We start from the raw sequence: 20,941 nt of genomic DNA on the forward strand, positions 1-20,941 counted from the left end.
AAGGGAAAACAATGCCAGTAGAAATTCTTATGCCCGCCCTTTCCCCCACCATGGAGGAAGGCACGCTTTCCAAGTGGCTTAAAAAGGAAGGCGACAAGGTAACGTCCGGCGACGTGATCGCCGAGATCGAAACCGACAAGGCAACCATGGAAGTGGAAGCCGTTGATGAAGGCGTTATCGGCAAGCTGCTCATCGACGCAGGTACTGAAGGCGTCAAGGTCAACACGGCAATTGCCATCCTGATCCAGGAAGGCGAAAGCGCCGACGACATTTCCGCCCCTGCCAAGAAGGAAGAGCCGAAGGCTGAAGCGCCTGCTGCCGCTGCTTCCGAGCCGGCTGCTGCAACCGAAGCCGCCAAGGTTCCTGCTACGCCGAAGATCGAAGTTGCTGCCGATCCGGATATTCCGGCTGGCACCGAATTCGTGACTCAGACGGTGCGTGAAGCGCTGCGCGATGCGATGGCCGAAGAAATGCGCTCCGACGAAAAAGTGTTCGTCATGGGCGAAGAAGTTGCCGAATATCAGGGCGCCTACAAGGTCACCCAGGGTCTTCTGCAGGAATTCGGTTCGGCTCGCGTGATCGACACGCCGATCACCGAGCACGGCTTTGCCGGTATCGGCGTCGGCGCAGCAATGACGGGCCTCAAGCCTATCGTTGAATTCATGACCTTCAACTTCGCGATGCAGGCAATCGACCAGATCGTCAACTCCGCTGCCAAGACGCTTTATATGTCTGGCGGTCAGATGGGCGCTCCTATGGTCTTCCGCGGTCCCTCGGGCGCGGCTGCCCGTGTGGCGGCTCAGCACTCGCAGTGCTATGCCGCCTGGTACAGCCATATTCCGGGCCTCAAGGTCGTCATGCCGTACACGGCAGCCGACGCCAAGGGTCTTCTGAAGGCTGCTATCCGCGATCCGAATCCGGTCATCTTCCTTGAGAATGAAATTCTCTACGGTCAGCAGTTCGAAGTTCCGAAGCTCGATGATTTCGTCCTGCCGATCGGCAAGGCACGCATTCACCGCAAGGGCAAGGATGCCACGATCGTTTCCTTCGGTATCGGCATGACCTATGCGGTCAAGGCTGTTGCCGAACTCGAAAAGCTCGGCATCGACGCTGAACTGATCGACCTGCGCACAATCCGTCCGATGGACCTGCCGACGGTTATCGAATCGGTCAAGAAGACCGGCCGTCTGGTTACCGTCGAGGAAGGTTTCCCGCAGTCATCGGTCGGTGACTTCATCTCCAACCAGGTTCAGCGCGCTGCATTCGACTACCTCGATGCGCCGATCCTGACGGTTGCCGGCAAGGACGTTCCGATGCCTTACGCGGCAAACCTCGAGAAGCTGGCTCTGCCGAACGTCGATGAAGTCGTTCAGGCCGTCAAAACCGTCTGCTACAAGTAAGGGGAGGCGTTTCGATGCCTATCAACATTACCATGCCTGCCCTTTCCCCAACCATGGAAGAGGGCAACCTCGCTAAGTGGCTGGTGAAGGAAGGCGACAAGGTTGCGCCCGGCGACGTGATCGCAGAGATCGAAACCGACAAGGCGACCATGGAAGTGGAAGCCGTTGACGAAGGTACGGTTGCAAAGCTCGTCGTTCCCGCCGGTACGGATGGGGTCAAGGTCAACGCCCTGATCGCAATTCTGGCGGGCGAAGATGAAGACGTTGCTGCTGCTGCAAAGGGTGGCGATGCCGCCCCTGCAAAGGCTGAGGCACCGAAGGCGGAGGCCGCAAAGGCTGAACCTGTTCCGGCCAAGGCTGAGAAACCGGTTGCCGATCAGGCCGCAGCGCCGTCCACGCCTGCACCGGTCGCAAAATCCGGCGAGCGGATTTTTGCATCGCCGCTGGCACGCCGTCTGGCCAAGGAAGCTGGCCTCGATCTCGGTAATGTCACCGGTTCGGGACCACATGGCCGCGTCGTCAAGACCGACGTTGAAAAGGCTGTTGCCTCCGGTGGTGCAAAGGCTGCTCCGGCAGCTGCCGCGGCATCTGCGGGCGCTGCTGCTCCGGCACTTGCCAAGGGTCCGTCCGACGAAAACGTGCTCAAGCTGTTTGCAGAAGGCTCGTATGAGCTTCTTCCGCACGATGGCATGCGCAAGACGATTGCTTTGCGCCTCACGGAATCGACGCAGACGGTACCGTCCTACACCGTTTCGATGGAGTGCGAACTCGATACGATGCTGAAGCTGCGTGCCGAGATCAATGCTTCGGCGCCGGTAAAGAAGACGGAGAAGGGCGATGTTCCGGCCTTCAAGCTGTCCGTCAACGACTTCATCATCAAGGCGATGGCTCTTGCGCTGCGCGACGTTCCTATGGCGAATGCCTCTTGGACCTCGACGGCTCGCGTTCTGCACAAGCACGCTGACGTCGGCGTCGCCGTGTCGATCCCGGACGGTCTCATCACGCCAATCGTGCGCAAGGCCGAGGAAAAGGCTCTGTCGGTCATCTCGAACGAGGTCAAGGATCTCGCCAAGCGTGCCCGTGACAAGAAGCTGAAGCCGGAAGAATACCAGGGCGGCACCACATCGGTGTCCAACCTCGGCATGTTCGGCGTGTCCTCGTTCACCTCGATCGTCAATCTGCCGCAGGCTTCGATCGTCTCGATCGGCGCTGGCGTCGAGAAGCCGGTCGTCCGCAATGGCAAGATCGAAGTCGGTACGGTCATGACCGCAACCTTCGCCTTCGATCACCGGGTCATCGACGGCGCTCTCGGTGCGGAACTTGCGTCCGCCTTCAAGCGCTATATCGAAAACCCGATGTCGATGCTGGTCTAATGAAAACGGTCGAGCCGGAAGCTGTTGACAGCCTTCGGCTCTTCTCGTTCGGGAGACGGATGTGACGAAAACCGTTCTTTGCTACGGCGACAGCCTGACGTGGGGATATGACGCCGGAAACCTCGGTCGTCATGCCTTCGAGGACCGCTGGCCGAGCGTGCTGCAAAAGGCGCTGGGTGGCAATGTTAATGTCATCGCCGAAGGGCTGAACGGTCGCACCACCGCTTACGACGATCATCTCGCGGATTGCGACCGCAATGGCGCAAAGCTCCTGCCGACGATCCTGCATAGCCATGCGCCACTCGATCTCGTCATCATCATGCTTGGCACGAACGACCTGAAGCGGGGCATCGGTTCCGGTTCTGCGGTCGGCGCGGTCAAGGGTATGGAACGGCTGGTCAGCCTGGTCCGGCATCATGCATGGTCCTTCGATGATCAGGAGCAGCCGGAAATCCTTGTCGTTTCTCCGCCGCATATCTGCGAGACGGGCAACGAGATATTTGCTGCCATGTACGCGGGCGCCATCGAGCAATCGCAGATGATGGGCTCGCTCTATCGCGATCTGGCGGATGACAAGGGATGCGCTTTCTTTGATGCGGCATCCGTCGCGGTGACGACGCCATTGGATGGCGTTCATCTGGATGCCGAAAATACGCGTGCGCTCGGGCGCGGGCTGGAGCCCGTGGTGCGCATGCTGCTTGGAATTTGAAGATAGATTCGATTGACGCAGCGGCGCGGAAGCCGCCGTCAAAAAGATAAAGGCAGGAAACACAATGGCTCAATCATATGACGTCATCATCATCGGTTCGGGTCCCGGCGGTTATGTTACCGCTATTCGTGCCGCTCAGCTGGGTCTGAAGACGGCCATCGTCGAGCGCGAGCACCTGGGCGGCATCTGCCTCAACTGGGGCTGCATTCCCACCAAGGCGCTGCTTCGCTCTGCTGAAGTCCTCGACAATGCCAGCCATGCCAAGAATTATGGCCTGAAGCTCGAAGGCACGATCACGCCTGACGTCAAGGAAGTCGTGGCGCGGTCACGCGGCGTTTCCGCTCGCCTGAACGGCGGCGTTGCCTTCCTGATGAAGAAGAACAAGATCGACGTCATCTGGGGCGAAGCCAAGCTCACCAAGCCGAACGAGATCGTTGTCGGAAAGTCCTCCAAACCGGTCGTCGAGCCGCAGAACCCGGTTCCGAAGGGCGTTCTGGGTGAGGGCACCTACACCGCCAAGCACATCATCGTCGCCACTGGCGCACGTCCGCGTGCACTGCCGGGCATCGAGCCGGACGGCAAGCTGATCTGGACCTATTTCGAAGCCATGAAGCCGGATTTCCTGCCAAAGTCTCTGGTCGTCATGGGTTCCGGCGCCATCGGTATCGAATTCGCATCCTTCTATCGCTCCATGGGCGTGGACGTCACGGTTGTTGAACTGATGGCCAACGTCATGCCGGTGGAAGACGCGGAAATCTCCGCATTCGCCCGCAAGCAGCTTGAAAAGCGCGGCCTCAAGATCATCACCGAAGCCAAGGTTTCCAAGGTCGAGAAGGGTGCCAACTCCATCACCGCCCATGTCGAGACCAAGGACGGCAAGGTCCAGCAGATCACGGCAGACCGTCTGATTTCGGCTGTGGGCGTTCAGGGCAACATCGAAAATCTCGGTCTGGAAGCGCTTGGCGTCAAGACGGATCGCGGCTGCATCGTCATCGACGGTTATGGCAAGACCAACGTGCCCGGCCTCTACGCGATCGGCGACGTCGCTGGTCCGCCGATGCTGGCACACAAGGCCGAGCACGAAGGCGTCATCTGCGTTGAAAAGATTGCAGGTCTGCCTAACGTTCACCCGATGGACAAGAACAAGATCCCGGGCTGCACCTATTGCAACCCGCAGGTCGCTTCCGTTGGTCTGACCGAAGCCAAGGCAAAAGAACAGGGCCGCGAAATCCGCGTTGGCCGTTATTCCTTCGCAGCCAACGGCAAGGCGATTGCGCTCGGCGAAGATCAGGGCATGGTCAAGACCATCTTCGACAAGAAGACCGGCGAACTGCTCGGCGCGCACATGGTTGGCGCGGAAGTCACCGAACTTATCCAGGGCTTTGTCGTTGCGATGAACCTTGAGACGACCGAAGAAGAGCTGATGCACACCATCTTCCCGCATCCGACCCTTTCCGAAATGATGAAGGAAAGTGTTCTGGACGCCTACGGACGTGTGCTGAACGCATAATAGAGACACGGTGCCCGGCATTGCCTGACGATGCCGGGTATCCCATATGTCTGATTGGAAATTCTTTCAGGGAGCGTGGGAATGGAAAGTGTTGGCTGGATAGCCGCAATCATCATCGGCGGATTGGCGGGATGGCTCGCCGGCAAGCTCATGGATATGCGTTTCGGCATCATCATGAACATCATTCTCGGCATCGTCGGTTCGGTTGTTGCGGTCGCAGTGCTGCGCACCTTCGATGTGTTTGTGCAGGATAGCCGGCTCGGTTATTTCGTCACGTCCTTCATTGGCGCAAGCCTGCTGTTGTTCCTGGCGAAACTCGTCCGGCGCTGAAAGCTCAGGGAAGAAACGTTCAGGTTTTCGATAACCGAACGCTGTAGAATCCAGATTTCATACAGTTCCAGATGAAAATGCTTACACTTTTTCTGGAATTGTTCTAAAGGGCCGCAGTAAGCGACAGAAGCAGGTTTCTTATGGTCACTATTCTCGACAGGACATCCTCGGACGAAAAGCGCGTTCGTCACCCGGAAAAGGCGCACCGCCCCGATACCGAGGTTCAGCGCAAGCCGGAGTGGATCCGTGTCAAGGCTCCGACCTCGAAGGGTTATCACGAGACGCGTGAGCTCGTTCGCTCGCACAAGCTGGTAACGGTGTGCGAGGAAGCCGGCTGTCCAAACATCGGCGAATGCTGGGACAAGAAGCACGCGACCTTCATGATTATGGGTGAGATCTGCACCCGAGCCTGCGCCTTCTGTAACGTGTCTACCGGCAAGCCAAACCCGTTGGATATGTCCGAGCCGGAAAACGTCGCAAAGGCCGTCAAGCAGATGGGCCTTTCGCACGTCGTCATAACCTCGGTCGACCGCGACGATCTGGCAGACGGCGGTGCAGAACACTTCGAGAAGGTCATCTGGGCGATCCGTGCTGCTTCGCCGAACACGACGATTGAAATCCTGACCCCGGACTTCCTCAAGAAGCCGGGTGCGCTGGAGCGTGTCGTGGCTGCCAAGCCTGACGTCTTCAACCACAACATGGAAACGGTTCCGGGCAATTACCTGACGGTTCGTCCGGGCGCACGTTATTTCCACTCCGTCCGCCTGTTGCAGCGTGTGAAGGAATTGGACCCGACCATGTTCACCAAGTCGGGCATCATGGTTGGTCTTGGCGAAGAGCGCAACGAAGTGCTGCAGCTGATGGACGATCTGCGCAGCGCCGATGTCGACTTCCTGACCATCGGCCAATACCTGCAGCCGACCCGCAAGCACCACAAGGTCGAGAAGTTCGTCACGCCGGAAGAGTTCAAGTCCTACGAGACCATTGCCTACACCAAGGGCTTCCTGATGGTGTCGTCGAGCCCGCTGACCCGCTCCTCGCATCACGCCGGCGACGATTTCGAGCGCCTGCGCGCCAACCGCGAAAAGAAGCTTCTGGCAGCCGCCGAGTAAGCACCAGACATCGCCAGCGTTCTCCACGCTGGCGATTTTGTTTTGGGCGCCGGTCCAAGCGCCAACGAATTCCCCAACCGGCAACCTCGGTTTCCTGTCATTCCGGCCTTGAACCGGAATAGAGCGGCGGCGCGTCTGCGGCGCGAAAGAGGTCGCCAGCGATCAGGGACCTGATCATGCTGGAGCCTCGTGACGAGGGACAGGGCCACGGCCATACAGCGCCGAGTGGAAGAAGAGCGGTCATGACCATGCCGCCGAACGCAACACATCCTCCAAAATTACCCATGCGCCTTCGCCGGTCGATGCGCCTGCATGCACAGCAGTACGCTGAGCACGACGGAAACAATTGCCGCACTTTCGATCAGCGTCGGACCGCGTTGTTCCCAGACAAAACCATAGAGCAGGGCGAACAGCGTTTCGAACAGGATCATCTGGCCGACCATCGTCAGCGGCAGAAGGCGGCTCATGCGGTTCCAGAAGGCATTGCCGAGGATCGACGCCGAAATACCGAGCGCGATGGCGACGGAGGTGAATTGCAGCCAGTCCTCACTGCTATGCGCCGTCACGGCAAAACCAAAGGCGGGAATGGCAAGGGCCAGCGCTAGCCCGCCTGTAACCACGCCCGTCATCAGGTTCCATTCGTCGGCGCTCACATCATGCAAACGCGTAAGCCAGCGCGCATTGCCAACGGCGAAAGCTGTCCATGACGCCAACGCACCGAGTGCGCAGGCAAGGCCGATAATTTTGTTGATGTCGAGTGGTCCCTGACCTTCGTTCAGCGATTGCCAGGAGATGCCGATTATTCCGATGGCACCAAGCAGCAACGAAGGCCACAGGCGCTTGAGGGAAACGGCGCCATGATCCCTGCTGCCGATGATCGTGACCGCCACGGGCAGGAAGCCGATGATGATCGAGGTGAAGGCAACGCCGCTCAGCTGCACGGCTGTCGAGATGAAAACGTAATAGACGATGTTGCCGATCAGGCTCAGCCAGGCAAGCGCGATCCATTCCTGCGTGCCGAAGCGGGAAGCGACACGCCGGATTTTTGGCCCGATCAGGACAAGCGCGATAATGCCATAGGTCAGGTATCGCGCCGTCGAGAGCTGAAGCGGCGTAAATCCTGCCGGAATGAGTTTGGGCGCGAGAAAGATGCCGCCCCATAATGCGCCTGCGAGCATGCCGTAAAAGACGCCTAGACCTGTCTTGTTCATGTCATTTCAATTCCGCATTCATGATCGCGGCGGTGTGACATGATCTGTGGCGGCTGTCTTGACAAAAACTCCTGCGAGACGTGTGGGGCTGCCGTCAGTGAGCGTCGTTCTGATGAGTGCGGCGGTAGGCGGCCGGTGTCTGCCCCATCGTGTTGCGCATGGCGCGCGTCAACGCCGTCTGATCGGAAAAACCGGCCTTTAAGGCGATTTCCGCGATCGGCATCGCCGTTTCCCGCAACATCCGGCAGACTTTTTCCATCCTAAGAGCGGCCAGCCATTGATGCGGTGAGGTTTCGAACTCCTCGATGAACAGTGCATGAAGGCGGCTGTCGCTGATATCGACATGCTTCGCCATCGTCTCCACTGTCCACGGGTGAAAGGGATCAACGGAAACGATCGCCCGCAAGGCTTCGAGGCGGGAGCGGACCGCCGGTTTTTCGCGGGAGAAGCTGTCGATCAGCAGCGGTGCCCACAGCCCGGTCGTTTCTTTCTCCAGTCCCTCGGCCGTCATGCAATGACGCATCCAGCTGACAAGCTGTCTGGTCGTTTTACTGACGTCGAAATAGGGGGAGGTGGAGAACCTGTCGAGAATGCTTTCGCTGACTGCGTTTTCATCGACATCGATCACCAGCGAGTGATTGATCGCAGTTGCTTCCTGCGTGTGAAGTCTACCACTTTCGATAAAGACACCACGCGCCGAAGACAGCTCGTTTTCCCGCCCGGCCACGTCCATGCGCAGGCTTCCGGAAACGGGCAACACGATCTGGACGAAGCCGTGGCGTTCGCTCGGCCTTTCCTTCGTGTAGGTCCTCAAATCTACGACTGGCGTTTTCATCGAACCGATATCCCGGTGCAAAAGCAAATGGCCGCATGATGAAGCGGCCATTTTCATTTTGCTATTGTCGCACACGCCGGCCGACAGAGCCAGCGTGCGAAGTAAAAGGTTCAAACTTCACTTTTGACCGTCGATTCGCCACGCTTGCGCTTGCGAAGCACGGGCTTGTTCTCGCGTGCCTCACACTTGGCGACGTCGATGAGGTATGCCAGTACCGGCATGCCGTTCATCGAAGCAAGCTGCTTGGCGGATTCGAGAAGATTGATGATATTGGAGAAATCGTCCATCGGCTCACTCGGTAGCTCAAAGCATTTTGTTGTGTTGTGACTTTAAGGTGAATACGAACCGGCCAATTGGGAGTTTCCGGCGCATTTGCACCTCATGGGTGTAATCTCGATTGCGACTAAATAGCAATCCCTGTCTACACGTTGCAATAGTCAATTTTCCGAGACTGCCATGCTCGTAGGGCATGCATGTCGCATGTGAGGGTAAGCATCCCTCTGTAGCTGGAGAAAAGAAGCGATGCCGAACTACCTCAGGCGTGTTGAAGATGCCGCAGCAATCGTCGCACAGGCAAGGCGCGTCATGGTCGTCGGTTGCTCTGGCAGCGGTAAAACCACATTGTCCCGCAAGTTGGCGTCGCATCTGGATGTCAGCTACTTTTCCATCGACCGCGACGTTCGCTGGCTTGAGAACTGGAGCCAGCGCGACAGGCAGGAGCAACACCGGATCTTGAAGGATATCGTCGCGCAGGATCGCTGGGTGCTGGATGGCAGCAACCCGTCGACGTTCGATCTGAGGTTGCCCCGCACGGATATCGTTATCTGGATACGACTGCCGCGTTTGTCATGTCTGGCTGGCGTAGCGCGACGTGTGACGAGATATTACGGAACGGTCCGGCCGGACATGGCGGAAGGCTGCAGAGAGCCCATACCGGATCGTGAATTCTTGACCTACATCTGGACCTTCGAGAAACGGCATGCTCCGATTTTCAACCAAAATTTCGATCTCCATGGACCCGAAGTACCGGTGTACCAGATCAAAAGTCGAAAACAGACACGCCAGCTTCTTGATCTTCTGCGCATCGAGGATTAACTGCGGCCCATGCCTCAGTTCGAAACGCATCGCCACGTAAAACACTCGCCTGACAGGATGTATGCCCTTGTCGCCGATGTGGAGAAATACCCGCAATTCCTGCCGCTGTGCGAGGGGCTGACGATTCGCTCCCGCAAGGAGCGCGATGGCAAGACGCTGCTGGTTGCCGATATGACGGTGGGCTACAAGGCCATCCGCGAGACGTTCACAACGCAGGTGCTGCTTAATCCGGGCGAACGTGCCATCGACGTGAAGTATATCGACGGCCCGTTCCGTTATCTGGAAAACCGCTGGCGCTTCGAGGCGGCGGAGGATGGCGGATGCTCCGTCCACTTCTTCATCGATTACGAGTTCAAGAGCAGGATTCTGGGGGCGGTGATGGGCTCGATGTTCGATCGTGCCTTCCGCATGTTCACGGAAGCCTTCGAGACACGCGCCGACAAGATTTACTCCGCGCCAGCCTGAGACAGCAAGATCAGCATCTCCAGCGCGGTCGCGACGGTCGCAAGACGAATGTCCGTTCGGCCGATGTCGCCGTAACGCATTTCATGATGAACGATTGCGCCATTGCGCCGCCTTGCTGCCAGATGCACGAGGCCGACCGGTTTTTCCGCGGAGCCGCCACCCGGTCCTGCTATGCCCGTTACGGCCACCGCGAAATCTGCGCGGGACCGAAACAGGGCGCCATGCGCCATCTGCAACGCCGTCTCTTTTGAAACGGCGCCAAAATCCGCGATCGTCCGCGCACCAACGCCCAGCATGTCGACCTTTGCCGCGTTGGTGTAGGTGACGAAGCCGCGATCCACCACCGCCGATGATCCCGCAATCTCCGTCAGCGCTCCGGCAATAAGTCCACCTGTGCAGCTTTCGGCCGTCGCAATCATATGCCCGCGTGCTGAAAACTCCTCAATGATTTGCCGCGCCAGCGTTTCGATCTCTGCAGGAAACAGGCTCATGCCGGCCGGCCCGTATACACCACGGTCGCCGTTGCGATCGCGGCAATGCCTTCCCGGCGACCGACGAAGCCAATCGTCTCGTTGGTGGTCGCCTTCACGGAGCAGCGCTCCAGCGCGATGCCGAGGATTTCTGACAGCATTTCCCGCATGGCCTGCCGGTGCGGGCCGATGCGTGGCGCTTCCGCGATCAGCGAGACATCGGCGTTCATGATGGTGCCGCCGTTACCGCGCACCACCCTGGCGGCGTGTTCGAGGAAGATTCGCGAGGCTGCGCCTTTCCATTGCGGATCAGACGGCGGGAAGTGGTCGCCGATATCGCCAGCACCGCAGGTGGCGAGAAGCGCGTCGGTCAATGCGTGCAGTGCCACGTCGGCATCCGAGTGGCCTTTCAGCTTCTGGTCGTGTTCGATGAAGACGCCGCAGAGCGTCACGCCATCTCCGGCTTCCAGCTGGTGAACATCGTAACCATTGCCGGTGCGCACATCCGGCAATCCGTGTGAGAGCTTTTCGTCGGCCATGGCAATATCCCGTTTCAGTGTGAGTTTTACGTTGTCGACCGAACCTTCGGTCAGCGTGACCTTGATGCCCGCCCACTCGGCGATGGAGGCGTCGTCGGTGAAATCCGTGCGGTTGGAGGCTGCGGCTGCCCGGTGCGCCTCGACAATATCCGTATAGCGGAAGCTTTGCGGTGTCTGTGCTGCGTAAAGTCCCTGCCTGGAGACAGTCTCAACAACAGCGCCTTGCCCACCGCGCTTCAGTGTGTCCGTGACCGCGAGCGCCGGTAGAACAGCGGTTGCGCTATTATCGAGAAGGGTCGCGATTCGGTCGAGGACGTCCAGCGAGATGAACGGGCGCACGGCATCATGGATCATCACATGCGTCACACCCGCAGCGGCCAGCGCTTCCAGGCCGGCAAGAACGGACTGTTGGCGCGTCGCGCCACCATGCAGTGTGACGATCTGCCCGTCTGCGGACAGCCTTGCAGCGATGGGTGCGAACAAGGCCTCGTCGTCCGGATGAATGACAACCGCAATCTTGGCCGAACGTTCCCAGCCTAAAAAAGTGGAAAGCGTGTGTTCGATCACCGGCCTGCCGCCGATCAGGCGATATTGTTTCGGCCCTTCTTCCGGAGATCCGGCTCTTTCACCGCGTCCGGCGGCGACAACGACAATACCGATTTTCATTATGCTTTCCTGCATTGGTCATATGCTACTGGCGCAACTCTCGATGGTTGACAGTCACGCTCTAGCGCTCCAAAAACCGAAAGACCAGCCCGGCCACATGCGCACATGACGTACGCCGTTTCCAGAGGGAACATTTTCCTCTCGAACAATTTGCACAAATTGCCATCGTCAGCAAAACAGGCGGGCAAGCAACGGCAAATAAAACGTGCATGCCAGTAAAAATGCTTGGCAAAAGCATAAACACTGTCTAAAAATAATGCACGAAATCGCCCTGCATGAAAGATCATCAATTGCACCTTCCGGAGTTGTCAGACCCGTTTAGCATCGGCTCCGTTACGATCCGTAACCGCGCCGTGCTGGCGCCCATGTCGGGTGTAACGGATTTGCCGTTCCGGCAGCTCGCCTGGCGTTTTGGCGCGGGTCTTGTCGTCACTGAAATGGTGGCAAGCCGTGAGCTGGTGGCGAACAAGGGGGAGTCCTGGGCTCGCCTGAAAAATGCGGGCATGGTTCCGCATGTGGTGCAGCTGGCAGGGCGCGAAGCGCACTTCATGGCCGAAGCGGCAAAAATCGCGGCGGATAACGGAGCGGGTATCGTCGATATCAACATGGGCTGTCCTGCCAAGAAAGTGACGGGCGGATATTCCGGCTCAGCTTTGATGCGCGATCCGGACCACGCCCTTTCGCTGATCGAAGCAACGGTGAATGCCGTCGATATTCCCGTGACGTTGAAAATGCGGCTTGGCTGGGATGAAAACTCCATCAATGCGCCTGACATTGCCCGGCGTGCGGAAGCGGCCGGTGTTCAGTTGGTAACGATCCACGGACGCACCCGCATGCAGTTTTACGAAGGTCGTGCCGACTGGAATGCGATCCGCGCCGTTCGTGATGCGATAGCGGTGCCATTGATTGCAAATGGCGATGTTGAAACCGCTGAGGATGCGCGGGAGATTCTACGGCGCTCAGGCGCGGATGCCGTAATGGTCGGGCGTGGCGCACAGGGGCAGCCCTGGCTTCCGGCCATGCTGGCCGGGCATGCCGCACCGCAGCGGAACGACATCGCGGACATCGTTCTAGAACATTACGAGATGATGCTGGAATTTTATGGAAGGGAAGCCGGTTTCCGGCATGCCCGCAAACATCTGGGCTGGTATCTCGATCGCTTCGCGCCGCAGATTGCCGCCAGAGACAAGGTTACAATCATGACATCGGGTGATACGGCGCAGGTGGCGGATCTTCTTCGCGCCGCTCTTTGCGAAGGCGCGGCAAGCGAAGCCGCAAGGAAGGCGGCATGAGCGCTGAAAAACCAACGCCGGCAGATGCCAATACGCTTGCCATGGCCGTTCTCAACGCCGTCCAAAATCCGGTTATTCTGGTGGACGCGGAAGGGTTCATCGCCTTCGCCAACTGGGAAGCGGAAGCGTTTTTCGGGGCGAGCGCATCCCATCTTGCCCGCTACCGTGTCTCCACCTTCATTCCGTTCGGCAGCCCGCTGCTGGCGCTGATCGATCAGGTGCGCGAACGCCGTGCACCGGTCAATGAATACCGTGTGGACTTGAGTTCGCCACGGCTCGGCCAGGACAAGCTGGTCGATCTCTATGTCGCACCGGTTGTCAGCGAACCTGGTTCGGTCGTCGTCGTCTTCCAGGAGCGTTCCATGGCCGACAAGATCGACCGGCAGCTGACACATCGTGCAGCTGCCCGTTCCGTCACCGGTCTTGCATCCATGCTGGCGCATGAGATCAAGAACCCGCTTTCGGGCATTCGTGGTGCGGCCCAGCTTCTGGAAACCTCGGTCGAGGATGAAGACCGCGCATTGACGCGACTGATCTGCGACGAGACGGACCGCATCGTCTCGCTGGTTGACCGTATGGAGGTTTTCTCCGACGAGCGGCCTGTGGATCGCATGCCCATCAACATCCATTCGGTGCTGGATCACGTCAAGGCGATTGCCAAGGCCGGTTTTGCGCGCAATATCAAAGTTTCGGAAAATTACGATCCGTCGCTGCCGCCGGTCTATGCCAATCGCGATCAGCTTGTGCAGGTGTTTCTCAATCTGGTGAAGAATGCTGCCGAGGCCGTGGGCAACCAGCCGGATGGCGAAATCGTTCTGACGACCGCCTACCGGCCCGGAATGCGTCTTTCGGTTGCCGGCAGTCGCGAACGTATCTCCCTGCCGCTCGAATTCTGCGTTCACGACAATGGTCCCGGCGTTCCGGCCGACCTGTTGCCGCATCTGTTCGATCCCTTCATCACGACCAAAACGAATGGTTCGGGCCTTGGTCTGGCGCTCGTCGCCAAGCTGATCGGTGCCCACGGCGGCATTGTCGAATGCGACAGCCAGAACCACAGAACGACTTTCCGCGTATTGATGCCCGTCTCGCCGGAAGTGGCGCTGGACGATGGCATTTTGCCGAACACGACAGGAAATAACTCATGACAGCAACGATTCTCGTCGCCGATGATGATGCGGCCATCCGCACCGTGCTCAATCAGGCGCTCAGCCGCGCCGGTTACGATGTGCGTATCACGTCCAATGCGGCCACGCTCTGGCGCTGGGTATCAGCAGGTGAGGGCGATCTCGTCATCACCGATGTCGTGATGCCGGATGAGAATGCGTTCGATCTTTTGCCGCGCATCAAGAAGGCCCGTCCGGAGCTTCCGGTTCTGGTCATGAGCGCCCAGAACACCTTCATGACCGCGATCAAGGCGTCGGAGAAGGGTGCTTATGATTACCTGCCGAAGCCCTTCGATCTGACCGAGCTGATCGCCATCATCGGCCGTGCCCTGTCTGAACCGAAGCGCAAGCCCGCCAAGCTGGACGACGACATGCAGGACGGCATGCCTCTGGTAGGTCGTTCCGCGGCGATGCAGGAAATCTACCGCGTTCTTGCGCGCCTGATGCAGACCGATCTGACGCTGATGATCACCGGCGAGTCTGGCACCGGCAAGGAGCTTGTTGCGCGCGCGCTCCATGATTACGGCAAGCGTCGCAACGGTCCGTTCGTTGCGATCAACATGGCGGCCATTCCGCGTGACCTGATCGAATCTGAACTTTTCGGCCACGAGAAAGGCGCCTTCACTGGAGCGCAGAACCGTTCGACCGGCCGCTTTGAGCAGGCAGAAGGTGGAACGCTGTTCCTGGACGAAATCGGCGATATGCCGATGGATGCCCAGACCCGACTGCTGCGCGTGCTGCAGCAGGGCGAATACACGACGGTCGGGGGACGCACGCCGATCCGCACGGATGTTCGCATCGTCGCTGCAACCAACAAGGATCTGAAAACCTCGATCAATCAGGGGCTGTTCCGCGAAGATCTCTATTATCGCCTGAATGTCGTGCCTCTACGACTGCCGCCGCTGCGTGACCGCGCCGAGGATATTCCCGATCTCGTCCGTCATTTCATCCAGCAGGGTGAGAAGGAAGGTCTGGAAGGCAAGCGTTTCGAGAATGAAGCGCTGGAGGTGATGAAGGCTTACGCATGGCCGGGTAACGTCCGCGAGCTGGAAAACCTTATCCGCCGCCTGATGGCGCTTTATCCCCAGGAAGTCATCACCCGCGAGATCATCGAGCAGGAATTGCAGTCGGACGTTCCCGATAGCCCCCTCGACAAGATGGCGGTTCGCAACGGCTCTCTGACAATTTCGCAGGCCGTCGAAGAAAACATGCGGGATTATTTCGCCGGGTTCGGCGACAACCTGCCGCCGCCCGGTCTGTATGACCGTGTGCTGCGGGAAATGGAATATCCGCTGATTCTGGCGGCTCTCACGGCAACGCGTGGCAACCAGATCAAGGCCGCCGATCTTCTTGGCCTGAACCGTAACACCCTGCGCAAGAAGATTCGCGAGCTCGGCGTTTCGGTCTACCGCAGTTCGCGGCCCGCCTGACAATATTGACAACCCCAGGATTGCCGTTGCATTTTCGCCACATTATGTTGCTTGGAAAACACTAGGGGCGTGGAGAGATTCGTTCTCCCCGATTGATGTTTTTCAAGACAATGATGTGAGACGCTGGCTGGTCCGGCAACTGGGAGACGTGAATGCGGAAAACCGCCGCAGACAAAACCGCTGCTGACGATATGGCGGGGATGGTGGTCGCAGATCGTAGAATGTCGTTTGCCTTGCCGGGGCTGGTTCTCGCTGGCATTGCGCTGGTGTGCGCGATCCTCACGCTGTTCGTCCTGTTGGGGCTGACGCCGATTGCGCCGACTTCCAATGTCGTGATCGCCTCCGTCGTCATAAATTCGATCTTCGTCATCGGCCTCATGTATCTCATTGGCCGGGAAATCAACCGGCTGCTGAAGGCGCGTAAGAAGGGCAGGGCAGCTGCCCGGCTTCACGTCCGCATCGTCGTCCTGTTTTCCATCGTTGCGATCACGCCAGCCGTTCTGGTGGCGATCTTCGCCAGTCTGACGCTGAATGTCGGCCTTGACCGCTGGTTTGCGCTGCGGACGCAGTCCATCGTCGATTCCTCCAGCAACATTGCTCAGGCGTACATGATGGAGAATGCAGGCTATCTTCAGGGGCAGACCCTCTCGATGGCGACCGATCTCGACCGTAACCGTGCGCTATTCTATCTTGATCGTACGGGGTTCCTTGACCTGATGACCCGTCAGGCCAAAGGCCGCGGCCTGCTTGGCGCTTTTCTCGTTCAGGATGATGGCGATGCGGTTGCGCAGGCCGATATCAAGACGGAGAAGCCTCTGCCAGCCATTCCGCAGGATGCGCTTCAGAAGGCTGCAGCGGGCCAGCCAACCCTCATTCCGCCGGGGATCACCAACCTCGTCGGCGCGATCATCAAGCTCGAGGGTATCGACGGCACCTTCCTTTACACCGTTCGCGCCGTCGACCCCAAGGTCATGGCTGCGATGCGGCTGATGGAGGAAAACCGCGCCGAATACAAGGCGATGGAAGCGGGCCGTGCTCCATTGCAGATCGCATTTGCCATTCTCTATCTGGGCTTTGCACTTATCGTGCTTCTGGCCGCAATTTGGACAGCCATCGCGGTAGCGGACCGGATCGTTCGGCCGATCCGCCTGCTGATCGGCGCGGCGGACAGCGTTGCCACAGGCAACATGCATGTGCTCGTGCCGGTGCGCGCAATCGACGGCGACGTCGGTCGCCTCTCGCGCACCTTCAACAAGATGGTGTCGGAACTGCGCAGCCAGCAGGGGCAGATCATCGAAGCGAAGGACGATATCGACAACCGTCGCCGTTTCATTGAAGCCGTGTTGTCAGCTGTCACGGCCGCCGTCATCGGTGTGGATGAAAACCGCAGGATCACCATCGTCAATCCGTCAGCGGAGGAATTCCTGGCGCTTGGGTCGGATAAGCTGATCGGTGCGCAACTGTCTGAAATCGCACCCGAGATCGAGCAGGTCGTCACTGAGGCGACCGTCTGGTCGAGAGGCGATTTCCGCAAACAGATCAACATCATGCGCCGTGGCAAGGAGCGTACGCTGAACGTTCAGGTCACGCGTGAGGATGCTCGCGATTCCGGTGATTCCTACGTCATAACGCTGGACGACATCACGGATCTCGTCATCGCCCAACGCTCGACGGCCTGGTCGGATGTGGCTCGACGTATCGCGCATGAAATCAAGAACCCGCTCACGCCGATCCAGCTCTCCGCCGAGCGTATCAAGCGTCGGTTCGGCAAACAGATTGACGATGAAGCAGATCGCGCCATCTTCGACCAGTGTACGGATACGATCGTGCGGCAGGTCGGTGATATCGGCCGCATGGTCGATGAGTTTTCGGCCTTCGCGCGTATGCCGAAGCCGACCAAGGAACGGTCAGACCTGCGCGCCATTCTGAAGGATGCCGCCTTCCTGCGGGAAATCAGTGCCGCCGACACGAAGTTCAGCACCGAACTGGGCGATCTGCCGCTGGAGGGCATGTTCGATGCCCGCATGCTGGGACAGGCCTTCGGTAATCTCATCAAGAATGCGACGGAAGCCATCGAGGCGATTGAAGGCGACAAGCGACCGGGCAAGATACTGGTGCGTGCGTCTTTCGATGAGGCCAACGCGCGGTTCGTGGCGGACATCATCGACAATGGCCGTGGCCTGCCGGTTGAAAACCGACACCGCATTCTCGAGCCCTATATGACGATGCGCGACAAGGGCACGGGCCTTGGCCTCGCCATCGTCAAGAAGATCATTGAGGAACATGGCGGGTATCTGGAACTGCACGATGCCCCGCCGGAATTCGACCATGGCCATGGTGCCATGATCAGAGTGCTGCTGCCCTATATCGAGGCGGCTGGCAGCGAAAATAACAAGGAAGCAGCATATGGCGTCTGATATTCTGGTCGTGGACGACGAGGCGGACATTCGTGAGATCGTGGCGGGCATCCTCTCCGACGAGGGTCACGAAACCCGCATGGCTTTTGACAGTGACAGCGCACTGGCGGCGATTTCGGAACGCGTACCGCGACTGATCTTTCTCGACATCTGGATGCAGGGCTCCAAGCTCGATGGTCTGGCTTTGCTGGACGAGATCAAGAGCCGTCACCCCGACATTCCGGTGGTCATGATTTCCGGCCACGGCAACATCGAAACAGCCGTCAACGCCATCAAGCGTGGCGCTTTTGACTTTATTGAAAAGCCCTTCAAGGCCGACCGTCTGATCCTGATCGCCGAACGCGCACTCGAAAACTCCAAGCTCAAGCGCGAGGTTCAGGAACTGAAGAAGCGCACGGGCGATGCGAGTGAACTGATCGGTGCGTCGCTTGCCGTGTCGCAGCTTCGCCAGACCATCGACCGTGTTGCGCCCACCAACAGCCGCATCATGATTCTTGGCCCCTCCGGCTCCGGCAAGGAGCTTGTGGCGCGGATGATCCACAAGAAGTCTTCGCGTGCGAATGGTCCCTTCGTGGCCCTCAACGCCGCGACGATCACGCCGGATCGCATGGAAATTGCGCTGTTCGGTACCGAAGGATTGCCGGGTCAGCCGCGCAAGGTCGGCGCGCTGGAAGAAGCCCACCGCGGTGTTCTCTATCTTGATGAAGTAGGCGATATGCCGCGCGAGACGCAGAACAAGATTCTGCGCGTGCTGGTCGACCAGCAATTCGACCGCGTTGGCGGCGGAAAGCGTGTCAAGGTCGATGTCCGCATCATCTCGTCGACTGCCCACCATCTTGAAAGCCTGATTGCCGAAGGCCAGTTTAGGGAAGACCTCTATCATCGTCTGGCCGTCGTTCCGGTCAAGGTGCCGGCACTGTCGGAACGCCGCGAGGATATTCCCTTCCTCGTCGACATGTTTATGCGGCAGATATCCGAGCAGGCGGGCATCCGTCCGCGCAAGATCGCCGACGACGCCATGGCTGTACTGCAGACGCATGACTGGCCGGGCAATATCCGCCAGCTTCGCAACAACATCGAACGGTTGATGATCCTCAGCCGTCCGGAAGGTGGCGATGCGGCGATTTCCGCCGACATGCTGCCATCCGATATCGGTGACATGCTGCCGAAGATCGCAGCGCAAGGCGACCAGCACATCATGACCCTGCCGTTGCGCGAGGCCCGTGAAATGTTCGAGCGCGACTATCTCGTGGCGCAGATCAACCGCTTTGGCGGCAACATTTCGCGTACGGCGGAGTTCGTCGGCATGGAACGATCTGCACTTCATCGCAAATTGAAGTCACTCGGCGTATAACGCCGGGCCAACTGCATCGCGCCTCCCATTTTTTCGATCAGAGAAACGTCATGAAGGTCATTATTTGCGGTGCAGGACAGGTCGGTTACGGCATTGCCGAGCAATTGTCGCGCGAAGACAATGAGGTTTCGGTCATCGATACCGCCGCCCCACTGATTACGGCAATCACCGAAACGCTCGACGTTCGCGGTTATGTCGGCCATGGCGCGCATCCGGACATGCTGGCAAAGGCGGGCGCCGATCAGGCCGACATGATCATTGCGGTAACGCTGCATGACGAAATCAACATCGTCGCCTGCGAAGTGGCGCACGCATTGTTCAGCGTGCCCACCAAGATCGCCCGTATTCGCGACCAGAGTTATCTGAAGCCGGAATATGCCGATCTGTTCAGCCGTGAGAACATGTCGATCGACGTTACCATCTCGCCGGAAATCGAGGTCGGTAAGATGCTGTTGCGACGCATCGCGTTTCCTGGCGCAACGGACGTCGTGCGGTTTGCCGATGACAATATTTCGATGCTGGCGATCGAATGCATGGACGATTGCCCGGTCATCAATACGCCGCTGCAGCAGCTCTCCAGCCTCTTTCCCGACCTGATTGCCACCGTTGTTGCAATCTACCGTAACGGTATTCTCAAGGTCGTGAATTCCGCAGAACAATTGCGGGTGGGCGATCTCGCCTACGTCATCTGTCAGCGCCATCATGCGCGCCGCACCTTGAGTCTTTTCGGTCACGAAGAGCAGGAGGCGCAGCGTATCGTTATCGCGGGCGCGGGGAACATCGGGCAGTACGTCGCCCGCAAGATCGAGGAACTGCAGCCGAAAACGCGGGTCAAGATCATCGAATCCGATCGCGACAAGGCGATTGCCGCCTCTGAGCAGTTGAACAGTACCATCGTAATGCATGGTTCGGCGCTCGATCAGAAAATCCTGATGCAGGCCGATATTCAGGACGCAGACCTGATGATAACGCTCACCAACAATGACCAGACCAATATTCTGGCCTCGGTCATTGCCAAGCAGTTGGGCTGCAAATCGAACCTTGCGCTTCTCAACAGCACCTCTTTCCACGATGTGTCGCGGTCGCTAGGGCTTGACGCCTATATCAATCCGAGGGCCGTGACGATCTCGCGCGTGTTGCAGCATGTCCGTAAGGGGCGAATCCGCTCCGTCTATGCGGTGCAGCGCGGGGCGGGTGAGGTGATCGAGGCGGAGGCAATGGAGACGTCGCCGCTGGTGGGGCTTGCCTTCCGCGACATGGATATGCCGGACGGAATCCGCATCGGTTCGATCTATCGCGACGGCGTGGTCATCCGTCCGGATGGCAACACCAAAATCAAGGCGAAGGACCGTGTCGTGCTCTTTGCCGCGGCGGAAGCCGTTCGCGACGTGGAACAGCTTTTCCGCGTGTCGATACAATATTTCTGACTGTTTCGAATCAGCGCGATCATTCAATACTTGAGCATGTTCGGGTGTTTTCATCGTTGCGGAACAAGGCGCGATTTGATACCAGAGTTTTCTGGCCGGCCAAGCTGGGGACGAGACTTGGCCAGTTGATTATTGATTGATTA

19 protein-coding genes are annotated in these 20,941 nt (G+C 58.7%); 14 read left to right on the plus strand and 5 right to left on the minus strand.

Going from position 1 to position 20,941, the window contains the following annotated elements; all coding sequences use genetic code 11:
* Positions 1-11 precede the first annotated feature (11 nt).
* From N7578_RS15550 to lipA, 6 genes are all read left to right on the plus strand, one after another.
* Entirely contained in the window at positions 12-1,400 is a 1,389-nt protein-coding gene (locus tag N7578_RS15550) for a pyruvate dehydrogenase complex E1 component subunit beta (protein ID WP_311111190.1), read from the plus strand.
* 14 nt (positions 1,401-1,414) lie between these two features.
* A complete protein-coding gene (locus tag N7578_RS15555) occupies positions 1,415-2,773 on the plus strand; it encodes a pyruvate dehydrogenase complex dihydrolipoamide acetyltransferase (protein WP_311111191.1) in 1,359 nt (452 codons plus the stop codon).
* 61 nt (positions 2,774-2,834) lie between these two features.
* A complete protein-coding gene (locus N7578_RS15560; protein ID WP_311111192.1) occupies positions 2,835-3,482 on the plus strand; it encodes an SGNH/GDSL hydrolase family protein in 648 nt (215 codons plus the stop codon).
* 64 nt (positions 3,483-3,546) lie between these two features.
* A complete protein-coding gene (gene lpdA / locus N7578_RS15565) occupies positions 3,547-4,992 on the plus strand; it encodes a dihydrolipoyl dehydrogenase (RefSeq protein WP_311111193.1) in 1,446 nt (481 codons plus the stop codon).
* Between the two features lie 81 nt (positions 4,993-5,073).
* Positions 5,074-5,322 carry a GlsB/YeaQ/YmgE family stress response membrane protein gene (locus N7578_RS15570; RefSeq protein WP_138795454.1) on the plus strand — a complete coding sequence of 83 codons (249 nt, stop codon included), beginning with the start codon at positions 5,074-5,076 and terminating at the stop codon, positions 5,320-5,322.
* Positions 5,323-5,462: 140 nt separating this feature from the next.
* Positions 5,463-6,434: a lipoyl synthase gene (gene lipA, locus N7578_RS15575; protein WP_311111194.1), complete on the plus strand. Its 972-nt coding sequence runs from the start codon at positions 5,463-5,465 to the stop codon at positions 6,432-6,434.
* A 278-nt stretch (positions 6,435-6,712) separates the two neighbouring features.
* On the opposite strand, the gene N7578_RS15580 is transcribed toward lipA, so the two are convergent.
* The 3 genes from N7578_RS15580 to N7578_RS15590 all read right to left on the minus strand — a co-directional run bounded on the left by N7578_RS15580 (position 6,713) and on the right by N7578_RS15590 (position 8,767).
* On the minus strand, positions 6,713-7,645 hold the full coding sequence (locus N7578_RS15580; protein ID WP_311111195.1) for a DMT family transporter: 933 nt from the start codon (positions 7,643-7,645) through the stop codon (positions 6,713-6,715).
* Between the two features lie 94 nt (positions 7,646-7,739).
* Positions 7,740-8,480 (minus strand): AraC family transcriptional regulator, encoded by a 741-nt coding sequence (locus tag N7578_RS15585; protein ID WP_311111196.1) that lies wholly within the window; start codon positions 8,478-8,480, stop codon positions 7,740-7,742.
* Positions 8,481-8,590: 110 nt separating this feature from the next.
* Entirely contained in the window at positions 8,591-8,767 is a 177-nt protein-coding gene (locus N7578_RS15590) for a hypothetical protein (RefSeq protein ID WP_311111197.1), read from the minus strand.
* A gap of 235 nt (positions 8,768-9,002) precedes the next feature.
* Here N7578_RS15590 and N7578_RS15595 point away from each other — a divergent pair, with 235 nt between their 5' ends.
* Together N7578_RS15595 and N7578_RS15600 are read left to right on the plus strand one after the other, a co-directional pair.
* Positions 9,003-9,575, plus strand: a complete 573-nt coding sequence (locus N7578_RS15595; protein WP_311111198.1) for an AAA family ATPase — start codon at positions 9,003-9,005, stop codon at positions 9,573-9,575.
* 9 nt (positions 9,576-9,584) lie between these two features.
* Positions 9,585-10,040 (plus strand): type II toxin-antitoxin system RatA family toxin, encoded by a 456-nt coding sequence (locus N7578_RS15600; RefSeq protein ID WP_311111199.1) that lies wholly within the window; start codon positions 9,585-9,587, stop codon positions 10,038-10,040.
* Here N7578_RS15600 and N7578_RS15605 read toward each other — a convergent pair.
* A complete protein-coding gene (locus tag N7578_RS15605) occupies positions 10,022-10,531 on the minus strand; it encodes a CinA family protein (protein ID WP_311111200.1) in 510 nt (169 codons plus the stop codon). The genes N7578_RS15600 and N7578_RS15605 overlap by 19 nt on opposite strands.
* The gene (locus tag N7578_RS15610; protein WP_311111201.1) at positions 10,528-11,715 is read right to left on the minus strand and encodes a bifunctional 2-C-methyl-D-erythritol 4-phosphate cytidylyltransferase/2-C-methyl-D-erythritol 2,4-cyclodiphosphate synthase; all 1,188 of its coding nucleotides are present in this window, start codon (positions 11,713-11,715) and stop codon (positions 10,528-10,530) included. Before N7578_RS15610 ends, N7578_RS15605 begins: the two co-directional genes overlap by 4 nt.
* 275 nt (positions 11,716-11,990) lie before the next feature.
* Between N7578_RS15610 and dusB the strand changes: the two genes are divergently transcribed.
* The 6 genes from dusB to trkA all read left to right on the plus strand — a co-directional run bounded on the left by dusB (position 11,991) and on the right by trkA (position 20,798).
* Complete coding sequence (dusB, locus tag N7578_RS15615; RefSeq protein WP_311111202.1) at positions 11,991-13,007, plus strand: tRNA dihydrouridine synthase DusB; 1,017 nt, start codon at positions 11,991-11,993, stop codon at positions 13,005-13,007.
* Positions 13,004-14,152, plus strand: a complete 1,149-nt coding sequence (locus N7578_RS15620) for a nitrogen regulation protein NR(II) (protein WP_311111203.1) — start codon at positions 13,004-13,006, stop codon at positions 14,150-14,152. Before dusB ends, N7578_RS15620 begins: the two co-directional genes overlap by 4 nt.
* Entirely contained in the window at positions 14,149-15,600 is a 1,452-nt protein-coding gene (gene ntrC / locus N7578_RS15625) for a nitrogen regulation protein NR(I) (protein ID WP_311111204.1), read from the plus strand. The genes N7578_RS15620 and ntrC overlap by 4 nt, the downstream gene beginning before the upstream one ends.
* A gap of 152 nt (positions 15,601-15,752) precedes the next feature.
* Positions 15,753-18,017, plus strand: coding sequence for a PAS domain-containing sensor histidine kinase (locus tag N7578_RS15630; protein ID WP_311111205.1), 2,265 nt, complete (start codon positions 15,753-15,755; stop codon positions 18,015-18,017).
* Positions 18,007-19,371 (plus strand): sigma-54 dependent transcriptional regulator, encoded by a 1,365-nt coding sequence (locus N7578_RS15635; protein ID WP_311111206.1) that lies wholly within the window; start codon positions 18,007-18,009, stop codon positions 19,369-19,371. Before N7578_RS15630 ends, N7578_RS15635 begins: the two co-directional genes overlap by 11 nt.
* A 50-nt stretch (positions 19,372-19,421) precedes the next feature.
* Entirely contained in the window at positions 19,422-20,798 is a 1,377-nt protein-coding gene (trkA, locus tag N7578_RS15640) for a Trk system potassium transporter TrkA (protein WP_311111207.1), read from the plus strand.
* Positions 20,799-20,941: the final 143 nt, after the last annotated feature.

The organism is Agrobacterium tumefaciens (assembly GCF_031801495.1).
Taxonomy (GTDB): Bacteria; Pseudomonadota; Alphaproteobacteria; order Rhizobiales; family Rhizobiaceae; genus Agrobacterium; species Agrobacterium tumefaciens_K.